The sequence below is a fragment of the Hyalangium minutum genome (assembly GCF_000737315.1).
Lineage (GTDB): Bacteria > Myxococcota > Myxococcia > Myxococcales > Myxococcaceae > Hyalangium > Hyalangium minutum.
In genome coordinates, this window is the sequence record NZ_JMCB01000004.1 from 271574 (window position 1) to 292234 (window position 20661).

Annotated in this window: 17 protein-coding genes; 5 read left to right on the top strand and 12 right to left on the bottom strand. The window is 68.1% G+C overall.

Translation table 11 applies throughout. The features are described 5' to 3' along the window. Nucleotide 1 precedes the first annotated feature (1 nt). The 5 genes from DB31_RS12530 (at nucleotide 2) to DB31_RS12550 (ending at nucleotide 5540) form a co-directional block, all read left to right on the top strand. Nucleotides 2–295, top strand: a complete 294-nt coding sequence (locus DB31_RS12530) for a pentapeptide repeat-containing protein (protein WP_044186746.1) — start codon at nucleotides 2–4, stop codon at nucleotides 293–295. Continuing rightward, on the top strand, nucleotides 292–1473 hold the full coding sequence (locus DB31_RS12535) for an acyl-CoA dehydrogenase family protein (RefSeq protein ID WP_083968191.1): 1182 nt from the start codon (nucleotides 292–294) through the stop codon (nucleotides 1471–1473). The genes DB31_RS12530 and DB31_RS12535 overlap by 4 nt, the downstream gene beginning before the upstream one ends. Nucleotides 1474–1558: 85 nt before the next feature. Beyond that, on the top strand, nucleotides 1559–2578 hold the full coding sequence (locus DB31_RS12540) for an acyl-CoA dehydrogenase family protein (RefSeq protein WP_044186749.1): 1020 nt from the start codon (nucleotides 1559–1561) through the stop codon (nucleotides 2576–2578). A 26-nt stretch (nucleotides 2579–2604) separates the two neighbouring features. Then, nucleotides 2605–4248, top strand: coding sequence for an acyl-CoA ligase (AMP-forming), exosortase A system-associated (locus DB31_RS12545; protein WP_044186752.1), 1644 nt, complete (start codon nucleotides 2605–2607; stop codon nucleotides 4246–4248). A gap of 41 nt (nucleotides 4249–4289) precedes the next feature. Beyond that, complete coding sequence (locus DB31_RS12550) at nucleotides 4290–5540, top strand: pyridoxal-dependent decarboxylase, exosortase A system-associated (protein ID WP_044186754.1); 1251 nt, start codon at nucleotides 4290–4292, stop codon at nucleotides 5538–5540. Between the two features lie 36 nt (nucleotides 5541–5576). Here DB31_RS12550 and DB31_RS12555 read toward each other — a convergent pair whose 3' ends face one another. From DB31_RS12555 to paaA, 12 genes are all read right to left on the bottom strand, one after another. After that, nucleotides 5577–7127: a benzoate-CoA ligase family protein gene (locus DB31_RS12555; protein ID WP_044186757.1), complete on the bottom strand. Its 1551-nt coding sequence runs from the start codon at nucleotides 7125–7127 to the stop codon at nucleotides 5577–5579. Nucleotides 7128–7157: 30 nt separating this feature from the next. After that, nucleotides 7158–9425 (bottom strand): aminotransferase class I/II-fold pyridoxal phosphate-dependent enzyme, encoded by a 2268-nt coding sequence (locus DB31_RS45955; protein WP_063769217.1) that lies wholly within the window; start codon nucleotides 9423–9425, stop codon nucleotides 7158–7160. Beyond that, nucleotides 9425–9745: an acyl carrier protein gene (locus DB31_RS12565; protein ID WP_169787041.1), complete on the bottom strand. Its 321-nt coding sequence runs from the start codon at nucleotides 9743–9745 to the stop codon at nucleotides 9425–9427. Before DB31_RS12565 ends, DB31_RS45955 begins: the two co-directional genes overlap by 1 nt. 5 nt (nucleotides 9746–9750) lie before the next feature. Beyond that, complete coding sequence (locus DB31_RS12570) at nucleotides 9751–11352, bottom strand: acyl-CoA dehydrogenase family protein (protein ID WP_052419911.1); 1602 nt, start codon at nucleotides 11350–11352, stop codon at nucleotides 9751–9753. Continuing rightward, nucleotides 11349–13049, bottom strand: a complete 1701-nt coding sequence (locus tag DB31_RS12575) for a fatty acyl-AMP ligase (RefSeq protein ID WP_044186763.1) — start codon at nucleotides 13047–13049, stop codon at nucleotides 11349–11351. The genes DB31_RS12570 and DB31_RS12575 overlap by 4 nt, the downstream gene beginning before the upstream one ends. Before the next feature lie 160 nt (nucleotides 13050–13209). Next, nucleotides 13210–14721, bottom strand: a complete 1512-nt coding sequence (locus DB31_RS12580) for a hypothetical protein (RefSeq protein ID WP_044186765.1) — start codon at nucleotides 14719–14721, stop codon at nucleotides 13210–13212. 87 nt (nucleotides 14722–14808) lie between these two features. Beyond that, entirely contained in the window at nucleotides 14809–15597 is a 789-nt protein-coding gene (locus DB31_RS12585; protein ID WP_044186768.1) for an outer membrane lipoprotein-sorting protein, read from the bottom strand. Nucleotides 15598–15611: 14 nt separating this feature from the next. Further along, nucleotides 15612–18047, bottom strand: a complete 2436-nt coding sequence (locus DB31_RS12590; RefSeq protein ID WP_044186772.1) for an efflux RND transporter permease subunit — start codon at nucleotides 18045–18047, stop codon at nucleotides 15612–15614. A gap of 31 nt (nucleotides 18048–18078) precedes the next feature. Continuing rightward, complete coding sequence (paaD, locus tag DB31_RS12595) at nucleotides 18079–18585, bottom strand: 1,2-phenylacetyl-CoA epoxidase subunit PaaD (RefSeq protein ID WP_044186774.1); 507 nt, start codon at nucleotides 18583–18585, stop codon at nucleotides 18079–18081. Continuing rightward, nucleotides 18582–19343 carry a 1,2-phenylacetyl-CoA epoxidase subunit PaaC gene (paaC, locus tag DB31_RS12600; RefSeq protein ID WP_044186776.1) on the bottom strand — a complete coding sequence of 254 codons (762 nt, stop codon included), beginning with the start codon at nucleotides 19341–19343 and terminating at the stop codon, nucleotides 18582–18584. The genes paaD and paaC overlap by 4 nt, the downstream gene beginning before the upstream one ends. Further along, nucleotides 19340–19648: a hypothetical protein gene (locus tag DB31_RS12605; RefSeq protein ID WP_044186778.1), complete on the bottom strand. Its 309-nt coding sequence runs from the start codon at nucleotides 19646–19648 to the stop codon at nucleotides 19340–19342. The genes paaC and DB31_RS12605 overlap by 4 nt, the downstream gene beginning before the upstream one ends. Next, entirely contained in the window at nucleotides 19645–20577 is a 933-nt protein-coding gene (gene paaA / locus DB31_RS12610; protein WP_044186779.1) for a 1,2-phenylacetyl-CoA epoxidase subunit PaaA, read from the bottom strand. Before paaA ends, DB31_RS12605 begins: the two co-directional genes overlap by 4 nt. Nucleotides 20578–20661 lie beyond the last annotated feature (84 nt).

Sequence of the window (20661 nt, forward strand, 5' to 3'; positions counted from 1 at the left end):
CATGAGTACGATCAACCTCAACGACGTTGTCCACAAGATTGAAGCCGCTGACTCCGATCTGGCGTCCAGCAAGTTCGAGGACGTTCGGCTGTCCGGCAGCACTTTCTCGGAGGTCTCACTGGCCCAGTCGACCTTCAACAACGTCCTCTTCGACGGCAGCACCATCACCAAGGCCAGCATGGTGGGTGTCAGCTTCAGCGATTGCCAGTACGAGGGCATGACGATCGAGGGTGTGCCCGTGAAGGTCTTGTTCGAGACCTATCAGGCTGCGCAGAAGGGCTCCGGGAAGCCATGAGGATTGATCCTGAAGCGGTGATGAACGAGATCCGGCGCGAGGATCCGGAGTCCTGGCCGCTTCTCGAGGGCATGCAGAAATACATTCCTCCGATCGCCGCGCGGGCTGATGCGGAGGCGGACATCCCGGGCGAGTTCTGGTCGCAGGTGTCCGTCGACCTGCAGAATCGCGTGAACATGCCGGTCCAATATGGTGGCCTCGTGCTCACGTCCACGGCGGTTCGTAGGGCTGTGATCTTCGAGCGCATCGGGCGCATCTGCCCGGCGCTGCCGATTGGCCTGCCCGGCCCGGGGCTGTCGGCTCCACCGGTGATCGCGCTGGGGACGGAGGAGCAGAAGGTCGCCTACTTCAAGCGCTTCCTGGGGCAGACGCGGCCCGTGTGGGGGGCCTTCGCCATCACCGAGCCGCAGGGCGGCTCGGACGCCGCGTCCATGAGCACGGTGGCCACGCGCACTGGGAATGAGTACGTGTTGAACGGCACCAAGTGCTTCATCACGAGCGGGGGGAGGGCGGACGTGGTCGTGGTGTTCGCCTCGCTCGATCCCAGCAAGGGACGCTTCGCCATTCGCGCCTTCGTGGTGCCGAGCGGCACGCCGGGGTTCTCGGTGGACCGGTGCGAGGACATGATGGGACTCCGGGCGAGCCAGCTGGCGTCCCTGTCATTCACCGACTGCCGGCTGCCTGCGGAGAGCATGCTCGGACACACGGGCAAGCGCGGCCCCCTCATTGATGCCTTTACCGGCGCGCAGGCCGCGTGGGACTACATGCGGCCCGTCCTCTCCTCGCTCATCAACGGCGGCTGCCTGGGCATGGTGGAGTATGCCGAGCAGTGCCTCGCGGACGGCGAGGCGGAGCTGCAACGAGCCCGGATCGAGCAGGCGCGAGAGGAGCTTGGCATGTTCCGGGCCCGTATCGCCTCGTCGCAGATGCTGGCGCTGCGTGCCGCGTGGAAGTTCGATTCGGGAGCGCGCGCGTCGACCGACGCGTCGCTTGCCAAGGCGTTCGCCTCCACGGTCTCGATGGAGCTGGCACACCGGCTGGCGGCGATGTTCCCGGCGAGGGCTGCCACGCCCGGAGATCGCATCGAGAAGTTCTATCGCGACGCGAAGGCCTTCGACATCCTGGAGGGAACGGGCGACATGCAGCGCCTGATGATCGCCAGAGCCTACCAGCACTGACCGCGCCGATCCCTCCGAGCCTGTGAAGGCCCCGCCGGCTGTCGGCGGCCCGGTACACCCGGCATGCCTTTTCGTGGAGACATTCGTGAACCCTCAAGAGACCTTTTCTGCTCCAGTTGACTTCGGGCGTGCGCCGGTCGCCGAGCCCTTCATGAGCGCGGCTGGGGCTATCGCCACGGCCAACCGCAGCCTCTCCGGGATGGACCGCAGGCAGCTGTCGCAGGCGGTCGAGCGGGTGCGGGGGCTTGAGCTCGCCAGCGTGCTGCCCGAACTTGAGAGCCGCGACGACGGGCCGGTGTTGCTGTTCCACATGGCCGAGCTGCTCGGGCATGCCCACCTGCTGTCCGCTTGGCAGGGCCTGTCCATCATCCCCGCAAGGGTGGCGGAGCTCCCGCCGTCGGTGGAGATCGCCGCCATTCCGGACGCCAGCGCCGCGCGGTGGGTGGCGTGGCTTCCCGTTGTCGACCCAGCCAGCCCGCCCTCGGTGGCGCTCGGTGGCCCGAGCGGGGTGCTCCCCCTGGGGCCGTCCGGCAAAGAGGGGCCCGTGCCGGGGCTCACCGGCTCGCGGACGAACGGCCTGCTGGGCTTTCCGTTGGGGGAGGTGCTCACCTGGACCCTCCAGCCGGGGCTGACGGGCGGAGATGTGGGCATGCAGCCGCTGGCGCCGAGCGCCTGGGGCACCTATGTCCGCGCCCAGCTGGCCTTGCTGTCCGGGCTGCTCACCGGGGCGACGCGGCGGCTCGTCGAAGAGGCCTATGCCTACGCAAAGACGCGGCAGGCTGCGGGGAAGCCCATCATCCAGCACCAGGCGGTCGCCCTGCGTCTGGCCGATCTGGCGTTGAACCACGAAGCGCTCGCGCTCTATCTCACTGCGAGCGTCGAGCGGTGCCAGCCGCCTGGAATGAAGGGCGGGCTCGAGGAGCTCAGCGTCGGCCACATCAGCGACCTCTCCTTCCGGATCGCGCGCGACGCGGTGCAGACGGCTGCGGGGCACGGCTATGTCGAGGGCCTGCCGTTCCGCCGGCTGTTCGAGCAAGTCCGGACCCTGACCGTCATGATCGGCGCCATGAAGGCCGCCTCTGCGCTGTCCGTCTCCACGTCCTGAGTTCATTGAACCCCCGAGGTGTAACCATGGCTACGCCGTATCTCCTTCACCATCTCATCGATCAGGCGGCCAGCCGGACCCCCGACGCCGAGAGCTTGCGGTACAGGGGGCAGGCGCTCACGTACGCGCAGCTGGCCGCGATGCAGGACGGCTTCGCACGGGGCCTGCAGGCCACTGGGGTGGAGCGCTTCGCGCGCGTTGGGATCTACCTGTCGAAGTCGTACGAGACGGTGGCGGCCGCCTTTGGCGCCACGAAGGCGGGCTGCTGCTTCGTTCCGATCAACCCCGTGCTCAAGGCCCTGCAGGTCGAGCACATCCTCAGCGATTGTAACGCGCAGGTGTTGGTGACGTCCCGTGAGCGCTACCTGTCGCTCCGTGACACGCTCTCCAAGCACTCCTCGCTGCAGACGGTGGTGCTGACCTCTGACAGCTGCCCGCCCGTGCCGGAGGGGGCCCAGTACAGGCTGCAGACGTGGGCGGAGTTCGTCTCAAGCGGGTCGCCCGCGCCCATCCGGGTGGCGGACATCGACATGGCCGCCATCCTCTACACCTCGGGGAGTACGGGGAGGCCCAAGGGCGTGGTGATCAGCCACCGCAACTTGGTGTCCGGGGCGGCGAGCGTCTCGAGCTATCTCGAGAACCGCGCCGACGACCGGCTGCTGGCGGTGCTCCCGCTGTCCTTCGACGCCGGGTTCTCGCAGCTGACGACAGCGTTCACGGTAGGCGGCAGCGCGGTGCTGCTGGACTACACGATGCCGATGGAGGTTCTGAAGACGCTGGCGCGTGAACGCATCACCGGCCTGACGGCGGTGCCGCCGCTCTACATCCAGCTCTCCGAGCTCGAGTGGCCGGCGGAGATCAACGAGCACCTGCGCTACTTCGCCAACACCGGTGGGAAGATGCCGCGGGAGACGCTCGCGCGGCTGCGGGCGCGGGTCCCCTCGGCGAAGCCCTATCTCATGTACGGGCTGACCGAGGCTTTCCGTTCCAGCTTCCTGCCTCCAGAGGAGGTCGACCGCCGCCCCGACTCGATTGGACGCGCCATTCCCAACCAGGAACTGCTGGTGTTGCGGCCGGACGGCACCCCTTGCGCGCCGAACGAGCCGGGTGAGCTCGTCCATCGTGGCTCCACGGTCAGTCTCGGCTACTGGAATGACCCGGAGAAGACGGCGGAGCGGTTCCGTCCACTCCCCCGGCGCATCAACGGGCTGGTACTGCCTGAGTTCGCCGTGTTCTCCGGCGATACCGTGCAGATGGACGAGGAGGGCTTCCTCTACTTCATCGGGCGAAACGACGAGATGCTCAAGTCGTCGGGATACCGCATCAGCCCGATGGAGATCGAGGAGGCGATCTACTCGACCGGGCTGATCGCCGAGGTGGCGGCAGTCGGGCTGCCGGACGAGCGGCTCGGACATCGCATCGCCGTCATCCTGCTGCCCCGGGAGCCGGGCCAGTTCAGCACCGACGCGCTCCTGCGCGCGCTGCAGAAGACGCTGCCGCCCTACATGGTGCCCCACCGTGTCGAGGTGCGCGACGCGACCCTGCCTCGGAATGGGAACGGGAAGATTGACCGCAAGAGTCTCCAGCGAGAGCTCCTCGAAGCAGAGGCGGAGGGCAAGGAAGTCCCGGCGCAGCCGGCCTCGAAGCCCTCCCTGCAGCGCGTTGTCTGAGGCGTGTACTTCTCCCCTTGAGTGGCCAAGGAGCCAGGAGCATGAAAGCAGTCGAGGCCGTACGGACGGAGCCCCCCAAGAGTGGGACCTGGGGGGATTGGCCGCGCAACGACGGGGGCGAGCTCCTCGTCGGGGGACAGCCGTTGTCGCGAGTGGTCGAAGCGGTGGGCGGAACGCCGTGCTACCTCTACGATCGGCAGCGGATCACCGAGCGTGTCCAGGGACTTCGCGGGGCGCTGTCTCCCCGCGTGAGGCTCCACTACGCCATCAAGGCGAACCCGATGCCCGCCCTCGTCTTCCACTTGGCGGGTTTGGCGGACGGGTTGGACGTGGCATCGGCTGGAGAGCTGCGCGTCGCGCTCGATACGGGCAAGTCCCCCGAGCACATCAGCTTCGCTGGTCCTGGGAAGAGTGAGCGCGAGCTGAGGCAGGCGCACGCCGCTGGCATCCTCGTCAACGTCGAGTCATTCCGGGAGGTGCGGCTGCTGGAGGGGATCTCCCGGCAGACGGGCCGCAGTGCGCGGGTCGCCGTCCGCGCGAACCTGCCGTTCGCGCTCCGGGCGTCGGGGATGAAGATGACAGGAGGCGCGCAGCAGTTCGGCGTTGACGCCGAGCGGGTGCCAGAGCTCATTGGGGAGATCCAGCGAGCTGGGTTGGACTTCGAGGGTTTCCACCTGTTCGCCGGTTCGCAGAACCTGCGCGCGGACGCCATCATCGAAGCGCAGTCGCGGAGCTTCGAGCTCGCGCGGGAGTGGGCGCAGCAACTCAAGGTGCCGCTGCGCTCGCTCAACCTGGGCGGCGGGTTTGGCATCCCGTATACGCCGGCCGACAAGCCGCTTGAGGTTCGCTCGGTCATCGAGCATCTGAACACTCTTGCCGAGCGTGCCCGCGCCGAGTGTCCAGAGACGGAGCTCGTCATCGAGCTGGGGCGTTATCTGGTGGGCGAGGCGGGGCTCTATGTGTGCCGCGTGCTCGATCGGAAGATCTCTCGGGAGCAGGTGTTCCTCGTGACGGACGGGGGCATGCACCATCACCTCGCCGCCTCCGGCAACTTTGGTCAGGTGATCCGCAAGAACTACCCGGTGGCGGTCAACGGGAAGCAAGAGGTGACCGAGGTGGCGAGCGTGGTCGGTCCGCTGTGCACACCGCTCGATCTGCTGGCGGACAAGGCCTGGCTCCCGCAGGCGAATGAGGGGGACCTCATCGTGGTCTTCCAGTCGGGGGCGTACGGCCGATCCGCCAGTCCTCGGGAGTTCCTCAGCCATCCGAGCGCGCTGGAAGCCCTCGTGTAGTTCAGCCCCCTCTCCAGAGAAGAGCGCCGGCGGCTCCTACGCCGCCAGCCGCAGCCGGTACCGCTGGATCTTCCCCGTGGCCGTCTTGGGCAGCTCGGCGACGAACTCCACCCAGCGCGGGCGCTTGTAGGCGCCCATGTGCTCAAGGCAGTGATCGATGAGCTCCTGAGCCAGCTCGTTCGAGGGAGTGTGCCCCTGCTTCAGGACGACGAAGGCCTTGGGCTTGATGAGGTTGCTCGGGTCCGCGTGCCCGACAACGGCGCACTCCAGGACTGCCGCGTGCTTGAGCAGCGAGCTCTCGACTTCCACCGGCGAGACCCAGATGCCGCCGACCTTCAGCATGTCGTCCGAGCGCCCGGCGTGCCAGTAGTAGCCGTCCGCGTCGACGAAGTACTTGTCTCCGGTGACCAGCCACTCTCCACGGAAGGTCCGCAGGCTCTGCGCGTGCTGGTGCAGGTAGCAGAGGGCGGCCGTCTCCCCCCTCACGTGCAGGTTGCCGATCTCTCCGGCCCCCACGGGCTTGCCTTCGTCATCGGTCAGCTTGATCTCGTAGCCAGGGACGGGCTTGCCGCTGCTGCCGGGCTGGATGTCGCCGGGCCGGTTCGAGATGAAGATGTGGAAGTTCTCCGTGCAGCCAATGCCGTCGATGATGTCCACCCCCGTCCGCTCCTTCCACGCATGCCAGAGCGGGGCGGGCATGGCTTCGCTGGCGGAGACGCACAGGCGCAGCGAGGACAGATCGTAGTTGGAGAACTCCTTCACCGCCAACGCCGCGGCATAGCCGGTGGGCGCGTTGAAGAAGATGGTCGGCTTGAAGCGATCGATCATCCCGAGCACGTTCGTCGCGACGCGGGGGGCCCCCGGAAAGAGCACGCAGCTGGCGCCGACGTACCAGGGGAAGATGAGGTTGCCGCCGGTCCCAAAGGTGAAGAACAGCTTGGCCACCGCGAAGGTGCGGTCGCTCTCGCGCAGGCCCAGCACGTTCGCACCCCAGAGCTGGGCCGTGAGCGGATAGACCTTGTGGGAGTGGTGGATGCCCTTCGGCTCCCCCGTGGTCCCGCTGGAGTAGTTCAGCGAGCAGATGTCATCCCGGTGGGTCTGCTCGGTCTCCAGCGTGGTGGGCTGGCTCTGGATCCACTCGCTGTACGTGAGGCAGCCCTCATGGCTCCCTGTCCCAATGACGACCACGTGCTGGAGGACGGGCAGCCGTGAGCGGATCTGCTGGATGATGGGCAGCAGCTCCTGTTGGACCACGAGCACCCGCACGCGCGAGTCGCGCAGCATGTACTCGTAGTCATGCGCCTTGAGCAGGGTGTTGAGCCCCACCGCGATGGCGCCGATCTTCACCGTGCCGAAGAAGGTGGTCACCCACTCGGGCCCGTCAAAGGCGAGGATGCCCACGTGCTCGCCGAAGCGCACCCCGAGCGCCTTGAGCGCGTTGCCGGTCTGGTTCGCCTCGTCGGAGATCTGACGGAAGGTCATCTCCCGCTGCGGGCTGTAGAGCGCCACCTTGTCCGCGCGGGCGGGGAGGTTGCGTTCGAGGATGTCGACTGCGTTGTAGTAGAGCGGCAGGTCGGTTGCGTGCATGGGAGCACCTCGGAAAGGGAGGGGAGGGGCTTACTCGTAGACGTCCGGCCGGTACGCGGCCAGGTCGATGCGGGGATCCAGGTAGTCGATGAAGTGCTGCAGGCGGCCCTGGCGATAGGTGCCCACCTGCAGGAACGGATCCGAGTAGGCGATGTTGGTCGGGATGGCGGTGCTCCGGAATCCCCCGAGCGAGAAGACCTGGTCGCCCCGGCTGATGAGGGCATCGATCCAGAACTCGTGGAAGTCCATGATGGCCGCCAGGTCCTGCCAGAACACCAGGACGGCATCGAGCCCCCGCCACTCCCCCGCGAAGGGGAGCTGCTTCGGGCCGTTGATCTTCCAGACGACGTCGGGCGCGCAGCGGACGATGAACTTCTCGATGTCCGCCTTGCGCACCCAGGCCTCGTACAGATCCCGCATGAGCTGCCCGTTCTCCTTGGCCTGGGTGGCATCGTGCTGGACGAGCAGGCTCGCGGCCTCGGGGCCGGGGGCTCCCTCGCCGCGCCAGGCGCCGCCGTCCAGTACCTCCTCCACGCGGACGATCTTTCCGCCCTTCATCGTGAGCAGGTGCAGGTACCACTCCTCACCCACCGGCAGCGTGCGGCGCCCGCCGATGCTCAGGTCGTCGCCGTAGGCCATGACGTAGTCGACGGTCCACTTCTCCGCGGGCCGGACCTTGCGCTGGTGTCGCAGGTAGTCCTGGAAGGCGGTGCGTCCTTGCCACCGCCCCGCGGCCGCCTGTCCCTCCACCCCAGGAACTTCCACCACGAGCGACGCGTCGAGCAGCGATGCGTCGATGTCTTCGCCTGCGCCGAGCCGCTTGTAGAAGGCGCGGGCGGCCACTGCGTTGGCGTCCTCCTTCTCGGGATCGAAGTGCTTCTCGCGCTCCCCCGAGAGCGGATCCACCAGCTTCGCGCGGCGCTGGAAGACCAGGCCTGGATCGCAGATGCGCCCCGAGGGGAGGTCTGGGAGATCCCGGCTCGGGAGCGTGCTCAGCGTCTCGCCGATGACCGTCGTGCGGGAAGGCAGCTTCGCGATCTCCTCCACCATCGCCTGCACGGCCTGCCGGATCTGCTCCTCGGTGTGCTGGGAGCTGACGAAGAAGCGCAGGCGCGCCTTGTCCTGCTCAACGGCCGGGCTGATGACGGGGTCCACGTTGATGCCGCGGCGGTGGAGCGTGTCCGAGAGCTTGAGGGCCCGGAAGGAGCTGCCGGTGACCACCGGGAGGATGGGCGTGCCCATCGCCAGATAGGTGTCCAGCCCCGCCGCTTGGGCCTGGGCGAGGAAGAACCGGGCGTTGTGCTGCAGCCGGGTGACCCGCTCGGGCTCGGACGCCATGATCTGGAGCGCGGCCAGCGCGGCGGCGGTGTTGGGCGGCGTGAGGCCCACGCTGAAGATGAACCCGGGCGTGGTGTACTTCAGGTAGCGGATCAGCTCCGAGCTGCCTGCGATGTAGCCCCCGCAGCTGGCCAGGGACTTCGAGAGCGTCCCCATCCAGATGTCCACATCGGAGGACTTGACCCCGAAGTGCTCCTGGATGCCCCGGCCCGTGGCGCCCAGCACGCCCAGGGAGTGGGCCTCGTCGACCATGAGGAAGGCGTTGAACTCGCGCTTGATCTCGATCAGCTTGGGCAGGTCCGGGATGTCTCCATCCATGCTGAAGACGCCCTCGGTGACGATGAGCGCCCGCTCGGCCTCTCCCCGGTGCTCTTGGAGCAGCGACCGGAGGTGCTCCAGATCGTTGTGGCGGAAGGGGCGCGCGCGGGCGCCCGACAGCGTCACTCCCTGCACGATGCTGTTGTGAGCCAGGGAGTCATAGAGGATCAAATCCCGGCGGTTGAACAGGTGCCCGATGACGGTCACGTTCGTGGCGTGGCCGCTCACGAGCACCAGCGCGGCCTCCGCGCCGAGCCAGGACGCGAGCGCGGCCTCCAGCTCGCGGTGCAGCTCCTTCTCTCCGGTCGCGATGCGGCTGGCGGACGGAGAGGTGCCGTAGCGGTCAATGGCCTCCTTCGCCGCGGCGGAGACCCGCGGATCCCCCGAGAGCCCGAGGTAGTTGTACGTGGAGAAGTTGAGGAACTCGCGCCCGTTGATGCGGGTCGTGTCGCGGGTGAGCCCCTGCTGCGCCTTGAAGAAGGGGTGGATGTTGGTCCACTTGGAGACGACCGCCAGCCGCGAGCGGAGCGCCTTGAAGGTGCCGTGCTCTTCCATCTTGACGGGGACCGTGTTGCGGCCAGCGCGCAGCATGCGCTCGAGCAGGGCGCGCTTCTCTTCGGGAGACAGTTTCTCGATATCCATTACTTGTTTCCCATCATCTTGCGGAGGAGGGCATCCACTTCAGAGTCCGACATGCCGTCCGTGGCGGCCGGCCGGGGCGCCTCCGGCTCACCGGCCAGCGCGCGGGCCAGCGCCCGGAGCGTGCGGTGATCCCAGAAGACGGTGGGCTCGATGCGGCGCTTGAGCAGGGTCTCCAGCTCTCCTGACAGCGCGACGGCCTCCATGGAATCGACCCCCAGCTCGTCGAGGGGGCGGTTGACGTCGATGGTCTCCGGGTTGACCCGCGTACGGGCGGCCAACATGGCCTTCAGCCACTGTTCGAGTTCTTCGCTGGTCATCATGTCGTTCATCCTGCGAGGGCTGTCTCCGAGGCTGACACGGTGGACACGTCCGCAACCGAGAGCAGGTGATCTCTCTCGATGCGCTCGGCCAGGCGGTCAAAGAGCTGCTGGCATGCGGAGTCTGGCAAGGCGTCTGGATCGAGCAAGAGGCGGCCGGCGAGGGCCGGCACTCCCGCGCGGCAGAGCGCCAAGTGAGGGTTGAAGTGTTCGAAGTGGAAGCAGGCGGCGGCGGCGTGCAGCAGCCCGTACTGGCGCGCGAGCTCCAGCCGCGAGGGCCCGCGCAGGGCCTCCTCGCCGCCTTGACGCAGCTTGCTCCAGGCGGTGAGTAGCTCGGGGGGGAGTTCGGCGGTGACGTCGTCCGCGCCGCGGGCCGTGAGCTCGAGCCGGTCCGGTGCGAAGGGCTGTACAGGCTCCTCCAGGCAGAGGCGTGAGCGCAGGGCGCTGTGGCTGCCTGCGTTGTGGGAGAGCACCTGGGGCAGCTCCGCCGCCAGCGCGTGCAGGCACACCGGCTCACTGCCGTCGATGAGGCCCACGGCTGCGTGGTCCCGCGCCATCTTCTGGAAGAGGCCGGTGGGACCCTCGCGCAGGAAGGAGCGGGCGCCCAGCACCGTCGTGGCTGACCGGATGGCCTGCTCCACCAGCGCGGGGGCGATGGCTTTGACCAGGGGCGAGGTGAGGCTCGCCTGCCCGGGGTTGGCATGGAGGGTCCGGACGCTGGACAGGAGGAGGATCTCCGCCGCCAGCAGCCGGAGCCATGCCCCCACGAGGAGCTTGCGCACCGAGGGCAGGCTGGCGGCGGTGGCCCGGTAGAGCTGGCGCTCCATCGCGAACCGGGTGGCCACCCGCAGGGTGGTATCCCCCGTACCCAGGCCCAGGCCCGCCATGAGGGGGCGGGTGAGCTGGAAGATCTTGAGGGTGAGCTCCAGTCCCTGCCCCTCGCCGCCGACGGGGCTCGCCGCTGCGCGGACGAACCGCAGCCCGCTCAGGTCCGACGCGCGCAGCCCCACCGTCCGGGCCTTGGGCAGCCGGGTCACCGCGGGTGGATCGAGCTCCGCCAGGAACCAGCTCAGCGAGCGCGGGCCCGGAGTCGGGCGGGTGCGCGCCAGCACGAAGGCGAACGCGGCATGGCTGGCACGGCCGATGGGCCACTTCTCGCCCGTGAGCTCCCAGGACTCGCCCTTGCTTAGTGCCAGTGTCTCCGTGGCCAGCAGGTCCGCGCCATGGGTCGCCTCGGAAGCGGCGAAGCACGGGGTGGCGTTGTCCTTGAGCAGGGCCCGCGCCCGGCTCCGCTGCTCGGGGCTGCCCGCCATCCACGCGAGCCAGAGCCAGCACTGCATGCCCTGGCTCAGGGCCACCGCCGGGTCCCTCCGCGCCAGGGTGAGCGCCACCGCCAGCGCCCCCTCGAAGGAGACGAACTGGCCCCCCTCCGAGACAGGCGTCAACAGCTCGGGCACGCCGTGCGTCCGCAGCGACTCCAGCGCCTCTGCGGGGAACGTCTCGCTCTCGTCCCGCGCGAGCGCGGCCTGTTGCCCCAGCGGGCCCTCCTCCGAGAGGGGGCCGAGCCGCTGCTCCAGCGTGGCGAGGGATCTCGCGTAGAGGCTGCTCATGAGGCGGCCTGAGAGAACTCTTCTTCCGCGAAGGGGGTAAGCGCCCGCTCGAGCCACAGCCGCCGGCACTCGCGGCGGCGCACCTTGCCGCTCGAAGTCCTGGGAACCCCGCCAGGCCTCAGCAGGCTCACCTCGAAGGGCACCACCCCTTGCGCCTGCACGACGGCGTTGCTGACGGCCGTGATGATGGACTCCGGTGGGGTGTGGCGGGCGGTGCGCTTGAGCTCCGCGACGACGACGAGCCGCTCCTCGCCTTCCTCCTCCACGGAGAAGGCGGCGATGGCGCCCGGGCTCAGCGCGGGGTGGGACGCGGACGCGGCGTCCTCGATGTCCTGGGCGTGCAGCGTCTTGCCCCGGATCTTCACCACGTCCTTGAGGCGCCCCACGATGAACAGGGAGCCGTTCTCCATGAACCCGAGATCCCCCGTGCGGATGAACCGGCCTTCGTGGGACGGGACCTCGACCTGGAACAGCTCCCGCGTGGCCTGCTCGTCGCCGTAGTAGCCGTGCGTGGCGCTCGGGCCCGAGATGAGGATCTCACCCACCGTGGCGTCGGGCACCGGCCGCAGCTGCTCGTCGACGATGAGCACCTTCTGCCCGGGGACGGGGCTGCCACAGGCGAACATCACGCGCCCGCGCTCTCCGCGCGCCGGCTCCACCCGGCCCTCCTCCAGCGCGGAGGCGTCCGCCGAGCGCAGGACCAGCTCCTCGCTCGTGCGCCGCCCGGTGACGATCAGCGTGGACTCGGCCAGGCCGTAGCAAGGCGAGAGGATGTTGGGATCCAGGCCCACGGGCACGAAGCGCGGCGCGAAGGCCTGCCACGTCGAGGGGCGCACGGGCTCGGCCCCGCAGACGAGCAGACGCCAGCTCGAGAGATCCAACCGGGCGCGATCCTCGTCCGTCACGCGCTCGGCGCAGAGGCGCAGGGCGAAGTCCGGCGCCGGACTGGTGGTGCCCTGGTAGCGGGTGATCGCCTCCAGCCAGCGGGCCGGGCGCTGCAGGAAGTGGTGGGGCGACATGAGCACGGAGTGCACGCCCGTGTGCATGGGGTGGATGATGGCCCCGATGAGACCCATGTCGTGGTAGGGCGGCAGCCAGCTCACCACGCGGCACGGCTCCTCGCCCCGCACCCAGAGCATGCCCTGGCTGTTGTGGACCAGGTTGCCGTGGCTCACCATGACGCCCCGGGGGTTGCCCGTGGAGCCCGAGGTGAACTGGAGGAAGGCCAGATCGCTGGCCTTCGGGAAGAAGGGCCGCCAGCTCTCCGGATCGCCCGAGAGGATCTCTTCCACCGGCAGCCAGCTCATGCCGCTGGCCTGGCGCAGGGCCGCGGGCAGCGTCTCGATCGTCTTGGCGTCCGCGAGCGCGAAGCGCGCTGTCACGCGCCAGGCGATGGCGAACATGCGCTCGAACTCGGGCGCCCGGCGGGGCAGCACGGCCGGCACGGGGATGGCCCCCGCATAGAGGCAAGCCAGGAACCCGGAGATGAACTCGAGTCCGGGGCGAACCAGCAACATCACCCGCTCACCGGCGGCCCCCGCCTCCTGCAGGGCCGCGGCCCCCGCCCGCGCCAGCCGGTCCAACTCGGCCGTGCTCAGGGTGCGTGATTGCTCTTCCCCGTCGATCAACCAGGTGAACTGCGGCCGGTTTGGCTCGCGCTCAACGTGGGCGCAGATTGCATCGATGATGGTGCTCATGGATACCCCGCGAACTGGCTCTCTGCCGAATGTGCTTTGAGAGACAGATTGGTATCACAGGTGAGCCGGTGAAATAAAGTTATTCCAGCAATGAATGTATTTCTAGCAAAAGCAGTAAAACCCTACGGAAGAGGTCGGGTGCGTCAGGTGACGCAAGGGGTCAGAGGATATAGCGCAAGTCCAGGAAGATCCCCTGGTTGGCGCGGAAGTAGCCGCCATAGGAGAACTTCTCGCCGGTCATGATGAGCGCTCCGGCCCTGAAGGAGAGGTGCTCCCGCTTCCAGTGTACCCCCACACGACCGCTCACTCCGAAGGGGATGACCCCCACGCCGCCCTGGCCCTCGAGAGACACCTCCTCGGTCAGCCCCCAGCGCAGGGTGATGGCGGAGCCCAGGGTGTCGCGCTCATTCCAGAGCAGGGGTGGGGGGGCGCCGTCGCGGGGGAGGACCCGCCCATAGGAGAGGGCCACATCGATGACCTGATCGAACTCGTGCTGGTACTCGACACCGACCAAGGCGGTGGCCCAGGGGTGGACGACCGTGGTGAGGGCCTGGGTGATGAACACCTTGCGGGACTCGAACGCTCCCTCGCCGTAGAGGATGAGAGGGCCGGCCTCGCCTACCAGGGAGAGGCCAACGTGGTGGCGCCGCTGGTAGTTGACGGAGACCGTCTCGGAGAAGCGGGTGAAGGCCAGCGTCCGCGCAACGGGATCATTGATGAGCGCGGGATCGAGCAGGGCCGCGAGCTGCTCCGAGTCCACGTTCCAGCGGGGCGTGTAGTCGAAGCCCTGGTGGTAGTAGTGCGTCACCTCCACGTTGCCCAGCCGCCAGGCGAACCGGAGGCCCGCCGCGGCCTGGGAGAGGCCGGCGCTCACGCCCCGCTCCCCGGAGAACAGGGCGCTGCCCGCGGGGGACTCACCTACCTGCTGGAGGACCGCACGGTATGCAGCGGGCGCGGAGTCCTGCACGAGCGCCCAGTTGGACCCGTAGAACTCGAAGTCGTGCGGCTGGAAGAAGGGGACCACGATGAGCTGCAGGGAACTCGCGCCCAGCGCGATGTCCGCACGCACCGCGATCCCTGGCTTGTAGCGGAGCTCCTCAGGGATCAGCAGGGGATCGCGCAGATCCTGGGGATTGATGACGTCATTGATGGCCAGGATCTCGTTGCGGCCCCAGGCGATCCGCTGCTGCCCGATGGTCAGATCCAGCGGGGCCTTGTAGATGCCGACGTAGAGCTCCTGCAGGCGCGGCTCGAGCTGGTAGCGCCACGCCTTGCCGGTCTCCTGGCCAGGCAGCGCCTCTGGCAGGTCACGCCAGCGGATGCGGTGCTCCAGGGCTCCCGAGGCGACAAAGGACAGCCCGTCGCCTCGCCGGTGGTGGAAGCGCAGGTAGAGCATCGACCGGTCGGTCAACGCATCGTGCGGAGTCTGCGGATCCAGCGGGTTTTGGGTGGGAGCATCTCGAGGGAAGTCGTAGGAGAGGGCGGCCCGCGCCCAGCCGAGGAGCTCGGTGGACGACTCGCTCGCTCCGGAGGTAGCTCCCAGCGCCTCGTCCGAGGGGCTCTCGGGGGACGCGATGAACGTGGAGGTGTCCGGCGAGGCGTCCTCGGACTGCTGCCCGGCCTCCTGAGCCCCGCGGGCGTGCAGGGGGAGGAGCACCAGGGTGAGGGCCATGAGCCCGCCGCTGGCGCGTGCACACTCTCTCCGCGTTGAAGGTCTTCGGGATGAGCCCATGCCCTGCCGCCTCGCTCGAACTGCTGGCTACTGACGCTCCAGGTTGCGGGAGTTGAAGATATCGTCCGGGATGTCCTTGCGCGGCACGATCTGCTCGAGCACCAGCGTCGTCGCCCGCTGCCCCGTGTGGTTCTCCATCCGGGCGCGGGTGATGAACCAGCGCTCCTGGATCTGCTTGCTCTCCTCGACGGTGAGCGTCTTGGTGTGGGCGCCCTTGAGATCGTACATGAGGGACTTCAGGATCATGTGGTTGTCCTTGCGTGCCCAGATCTCGAGCCGAGAGTACTGTGCGTCGTCATTCGTCGGCTTGACGGTCAGGCGGTCGCAGGGGACATCCCCCACCTTCTCGTCGGGGAGGGCGGTGGCCTCCGCGAACCGGAGCTCGCGCCGGTCCAGATCGGCAAACGAGAAGTCCGTGGTCATGAACGAGCCTGCGCGCAGCTTGCCGGAGACGCGGCGGATGCGCTTGAGCTCGGGGAGGTAGATGTAGCGCTCGTCATCCGTGTCCCGCTTCTGGATTTGCAGGAACTTGACCCCGTTCAGATCGGGTGGCGCCAGGAAGCGCACGAAGCTCTTGGTCAGGGTGCCATCGTGGTAGCGCGACTGCGCGGCGAAGCGCACCACGCGAGAGTTCCCATCCTTCTCGCGAATGGTCGCCAGGGCCTTGATCTCGGCGTCAGCCAGTCCCCAGCTATCCGAGGCGACGATCTGGGTCAGGGTGGCGCTGCCACTGCCGGTGATGTTGTCCGCGCTCGCGCGGGGGCTCACCAGGAGTACCGCCACCAGGAGACTGAGGGGGAGATGAACATGCCGCATGCCGTGTCCTCCAATCATTGCTTGCTGGCCTCTTTCCGATCATTCACAGCCGTTTCCCCAGCGGAGGGGCCAGGCCCGGGGAGCACGTGAGCGGTGGTTGCCAGGCCCTGTGCGGGGTCTCGGAGCCGTGTGCGCTTGAACAGCGGCTCGCCGATGGCCAGGAGGACCGTCGGCCCGAAGACGAACTCCATGATCGCGCCGAGCAGGATGGTGAAGGCGATGAGCAGGCCGAACTTGCTCAGGCTGGCCACCGTGGAGAAGGCGTAGGTCGCGAAGCCGCATGCCAGGGCGGCGGAGAGGTAGAAGATGCCCTGCCCCGCGGAGGAGGACGCGCCGATGATGGCCTCCCGCAGATCCCCGTGCTCCAAGTACCGGCGCTGGATGTCTCGCACGAAGTGGATGGAGTCATCGTCCAGGATGCCGAGCGCGAAGCTGGCGATGAGGATGGTGTACGGATCGAGCCAGATCCCCGCGAAGCCCATGAGCCCCAGGGTGCCGAGCACCGCCGAGGCATTGAGCGCGGCCACCAGCAGCCCCAGGAGAACGGAGCGGAAGACGGCGATCATGACCAGAGCCACGGCCAGTGCGGTGATGAGGAGCGCCTCGATCTCTGTCTGCGCCAGGTAGTCATCGATCGCCGCCCAGAGATGCAACAGGCCTGTCACCAGGACCGTGGGGCTGCCCACGCTGGGACCCATGTGCTCCTGGGCGTACTGGTCGATGACGGCGAAGATCTTCTGGTTCTCCCGGTCCGGCCGGTGGGCCACGCTGACGCGGATGCGGGCGTAGCGGAAGTCGGAGCTGACGAGGTTGGAGAGCTCGTCATCGCCGGAGAGCTGATACAGCAGCAAGTTCTCCGCCACTCCCTTGGCCGTGGCGGGGATGGCATAGGCCTCCGGACTGCCGCCGCTGAGCGACTGGTTGATCTCACTCGTCAGGTCCGCCACGCTGTAGGCCTTGGCGCCCATGTCAGGGAAGCGCTCGGCCAGGATGCGCTCGAGCCCGAGCATGGCCTGGAGCAGCGCCGGATCCTTCACCCCATCGGGGCGTCCCGTGTCGATCACCACCTCCACCGAGGTGCTCGTCTTCAGCGCCCGCTCGACGTAGTCGTAGTCCTGCCGGAGTGGGGTGGAGGTCTTGAAAACTCCCAGGTAGTGGTAGTCCGAGCGCAGCTGGGAAGCGCCGCTGATCCCGGCCACGACGAACAGGCAGAAGGCGGCGATGATGATGCGGCGGTAGCGCATCACGCCCTCCGCCCAGCGGCGGAGCCCCTGGACACGTCCCTGCAGCATCTCCTGGCGCTTCTCGGAGGCCGCGATCCGCTTCCGGCCGGCCAGAACGAAGGGGACGAGGACGAGGGTGATGGAGAAGGAGATGAAGAGCGCGGTTCCCATCGTGCGGCCCAGCTCTTCGATGGGGCGGATCTTCGAGGTGGAGAAGGCGAACAAGCCCGCCGCGGTCGTCACCATCGAGAGCAGGCTCGAGGACGCGGAGTGGCGCAGGGCTTCGGCCACGGCCTCTCGTGGGGAGCGCCCGGCGTGGACATCGTTGAAGAAGGCCGAGAGCAGGAAGATGCTCGGCCCCACGCCGGTGGAGATCAGGAACGAGGGGATGATGGCCGAGACCATGGTGAAGGGCGCGCCGGTCAGCCCCATCAGCCCCAGCGCGCACACCACCGAGAGCAGCGCCACCGAGACCGGGAGCACCACCGCCAGCCAGCTCCGGAACACGATGTAGAAGACCGCGCTCATCAGGACCAGGACGAGCACGCAGAAGGTGCCGCTCTCCCGGGACATGATCTCCCGCACGTCCGCGTCCAGGATGGGGCTGCCCACCACGCGGGGGCTCCAACCCCGGTATGGCTCCTCGGCCAGGAGGGCCCGGACGCGCTTCGTCAGGTCGATCTTGTAGTCGATCTCTCCCCACCGGATCCGCGTCTTGAGCACGATGCCCAGGAACGTCCCATCCGCGCTCACGTACATGTTGCTGTAGTAGGGGTGCTCCTGCGCGGCCTTGCGCTTGGCCGAGATCTCCGCGGGGTCCTTGATCTCGGGAGGGATGAACTCCTCGACGATGAGCTGATCGTCCTGGCCCACCAGGTGGCGCACGTTGGCGATGGAGGTCGCCTCGAGCACGTCGGGCACCTGGGCGAGCCGATCCGTGAGGGTCCGCAGCTGCTCGATGAACTGGCTGTCCCAGGGATCGCGCCGCTCGAACACGACGAGCGCGTACTCATCCGAGCCAAACAACTTCTGGAACTGCTGGTAGCGCTCCAGCGTCGGGTCCTCCCGGAGGAAGAAGGACTCGGGTGAGTTGTCGAAGCGCAGCTTCGGGAGGAACGCCGCAAGCGTGCCGACTCCTACCAGCATGGCCGCGAGGAACACGTAGCGGTGGCGGAGGAATGCGTCCGCATACCAGGCGAAGAACCGGTCGAGGAGCCGTGAGATCACGCCGCCCTCTTATCATTGCCGTGTTTGCCGGTCATGTAGCCTTGAGCTGCTCGAAGAGATTTCGGCAGGGGAGACAGCGCCGGACGGCCCGGCACCGGGTGGCGCCGAACGCGCTGACCAACTCGGTGTCCTCGCTGCCACAGCGCGGGCAGGGGACGCGTGCTTTCGCCAGCGCCTCGAGTCCACCCGGGCTCCCTTCCGCCCCGCCCGGCTCGCGGCCCATGCTGATATGCGCCGCCTTCAGGGCCGCGCAGCCCTTGGGGCTGATCTGCCCGGGGCTCCAGGGCTGGGCGAACGAGACCTGGACCTCCGGCTCCAGTCCCAGCCCCCGTACGGCCCCTTCAATCTCGCCAGAGATGAGCCGGGTGGCGGGGCAGCCGATGAAGGTGGGGGAGAACACGATGGTGCAGCGCAGACCTTCGACGCGCACGTCCCGGATCATTCCCAACTGCACGATGGAGATGACCGGCAGCTCCGGATCGTTCACCCCATCGAGCGCCGCCCACACCTCCGCGGCTGTGGGAGCCGCGGGCGTCACCAGGAACCTCCAGGGACAAGCCGGCTCACCTGGGTGATGTCCAGGTGCATGGCCAGGAAGGTGGGCGAAGGAGCGCCATATCGATCCAGCGTAGCGCTGCCGCGGAGGACCGAGTCCGCGAGTGCCGCGAACCCGATCTGCGCGAGGTGTTGGTGCAGCTGCTCCCGCCACGTGGACCAGAGCGCCTCCCACGAGCCAGGCAGGATTCCCTCGGCGAGCAGCTGCTCCTCCATGGGCAGAGGGAGCAGCACGCTGGCGGCTCCGGGGAGGACCGCCTGGAGCGCTCGCTCCACCCGGGCGCGGCCAGGCTCTCGCGCCGACAGCTTCCGCAGCCAGAGCCAGGCGTGATCGAAGTGGAGCACCTCCTCCCGATGGATCTTCCGCGCCAGCTCAGCGAGCGGGGCCTGCGATGACTTGCCCAGCGCCTGGATGCGCAGCCGATCCGCCAGCTCGTAGACGAACCGGCGGGCGATGGTGAACGCGAAGTCCCCCCGCGGCTCCTCCAGGAGGCGCGAGTGCCGGAAGCCCGCAGCCTCCCGGGAGAACACGAGCGGGTCCGCCGCGTGCCCCAGCCACTGGCCCGCCAGGCCGTAGAGCGCCATCGCATGGCCGACCTCGTCCTGGGCAATCGAGCTGAAGGCGACATCCTCCTCGACGGTGGGGGCGATGCCCGTCCACTCGGAGTCCCGATGGCCGAGCACGAGCTCGTCATCCGCGAGCGCCAGGAGCAACTCCACACGTGGCTCGAGGGTCCTCACGGCTCTTCGCTTCCTTTGTCCCGAGCCATGCGCCTGCGGGCGGAGTGAGTGGCCCCATCTCGCAGGGCGTGGTGGTCCAGCACCCGCTCATAGGAGGCCACCGGCTGCCGCTGCGCGTGCGCCTCGATGTGCAGATCCTGCTGTTCACCGCGCCGGGCGAAGAGCTGATAGGCGTAGAGGCGGGCCAGCTCGGCGTCGGGCGCCTCCAGTGAGCCCAGATGCGTGATGGGCGCGCCCGGCATCTCCCTGCCGAACACGTCATAGAGGGTACGGTGCTGCGCCGAGGGGCATCCGGGAGCGCTCATGAGAGGCTGACCTCGGGCTCGGGTGGGGACTGCAGGGTCTCCGCCACCCAGCGGTTCTCCTCCATGGCGCGGCGGCGAGTCTCGAGCTGCTCCTGGCTGGCGGGGCCATGGCCTCGCCCCACCTGGCGCACCCATTCCCAGTCCGGCTCGGTGTACTTCCAGCGCTGCGTCTCGGTGTCGAAGCGCAGCTGGGGATCCGGCAGCGTGAGCCCCATCTTCTGGAGCCTGGGGACGTAGATGCCGAGGAACTCCTGCCGCATCTCCTCGTTGGCCCGGCCCTTCAGCTTCCAGCGCATGAGGTCGGCGTCCTTCTCCGGGGGCGTAGGCGGGCCGTGGAAGTACAGCAGCGGTGGCCACCACCGCGTCAGCGCCTCCTGAACCATCTCCCGCTGCTGCTGCGTGCCCTCCATCAGCGTGAGGATGATCTCCCGCCCGTGAACGACATGGAACGCCTCCTCCCAGCAGATCTTCGGCAGGATGCGGCGGTAGGGGCCGTAGCTCGTCTTGAGCAGGGCCTTCTGCGCGATGATCGAGGCGGCGTCCGAGAGCCAGGCAATGATGCCGCAGTCGGCCCAGGAGCGGGTGGGGTAGTGGAAGAAGCTGTTGTACCGGGCACGCCCCGCACTCAGGTCCCTCAACACCTCCGCGCGAGAGCGCCCGAGATCCTCAAGCACGCAGTAGAGGTGCTGGGCATGGCCGACCTCGTCCTGCACCTTCGCGGTGATCGCGATCCGGCGCTCGAGCGTCGGCGCCCGCGCAATCCAGTCGCGCTCGAGCAGCGCCCCCATGTACTCGGAGTTCGCGTGCATCTCGATGAAGCGGATGACGGCCCGCCGGTAGGCCTCCGGCATCCAGTCACTGGCTTCGACGACTCCACCCGCCTGGATGTAGGCGACGAACTCCTCTTCTGTCCGTACGTTGGCTTCCATAGCTCACCGCTACCCCTGGGGATCGATCGGTACAGAGAGCGCCCGGAGGCGCTAGAACGTCATCCGCTTGACAGACAGCTTATA

What these genes read in the sequence shown, in the direction of transcription:
- paaA (WP_044186779.1), bottom strand. Translation starts at nt 20,577, where the DNA reads ATGGAAGCCAACGTACGGACAGAAGAGGAGTTCGTCGCCTACATCCAG.
- DB31_RS12555 (WP_044186757.1), bottom strand. Translation starts at nt 7,127, where the DNA reads ATGCACGCAACCGACCTGCCGCTCTACTACAACGCAGTCGACATCCTC.
- DB31_RS12530 (WP_044186746.1), top strand. Translation starts at nt 2, where the DNA reads ATGAGTACGATCAACCTCAACGACGTTGTCCACAAGATTGAAGCCGCT.
- DB31_RS12535 (WP_083968191.1), top strand. Translation starts at nt 292, where the DNA reads ATGAGGATTGATCCTGAAGCGGTGATGAACGAGATCCGGCGCGAGGAT.
- DB31_RS12580 (WP_044186765.1), bottom strand. Translation starts at nt 14,721, where the DNA reads ATGGCCCTCACCCTGGTGCTCCTCCCCCTGCACGCCCGCGGGGCTCAG.
- DB31_RS12550 (WP_044186754.1), top strand. Translation starts at nt 4,290, where the DNA reads ATGAAAGCAGTCGAGGCCGTACGGACGGAGCCCCCCAAGAGTGGGACC.
- DB31_RS12575 (WP_044186763.1), bottom strand. Translation starts at nt 13,049, where the DNA reads ATGAGCACCATCATCGATGCAATCTGCGCCCACGTTGAGCGCGAGCCA.
- DB31_RS12565 (WP_169787041.1), bottom strand. Translation starts at nt 9,745, where the DNA reads ATGATGACCAGCGAAGAACTCGAACAGTGGCTGAAGGCCATGTTGGCC.
- DB31_RS12545 (WP_044186752.1), top strand. Translation starts at nt 2,605, where the DNA reads ATGGCTACGCCGTATCTCCTTCACCATCTCATCGATCAGGCGGCCAGC.
- DB31_RS12585 (WP_044186768.1), bottom strand. Translation starts at nt 15,597, where the DNA reads ATGCGGCATGTTCATCTCCCCCTCAGTCTCCTGGTGGCGGTACTCCTG.
- DB31_RS12605 (WP_044186778.1), bottom strand. Translation starts at nt 19,648, where the DNA reads ATGAGCGCTCCCGGATGCCCCTCGGCGCAGCACCGTACCCTCTATGAC.
- DB31_RS12570 (WP_052419911.1), bottom strand. Translation starts at nt 11,352, where the DNA reads ATGAGCAGCCTCTACGCGAGATCCCTCGCCACGCTGGAGCAGCGGCTC.
- DB31_RS45955 (WP_063769217.1), bottom strand. Translation starts at nt 9,425, where the DNA reads ATGGATATCGAGAAACTGTCTCCCGAAGAGAAGCGCGCCCTGCTCGAG.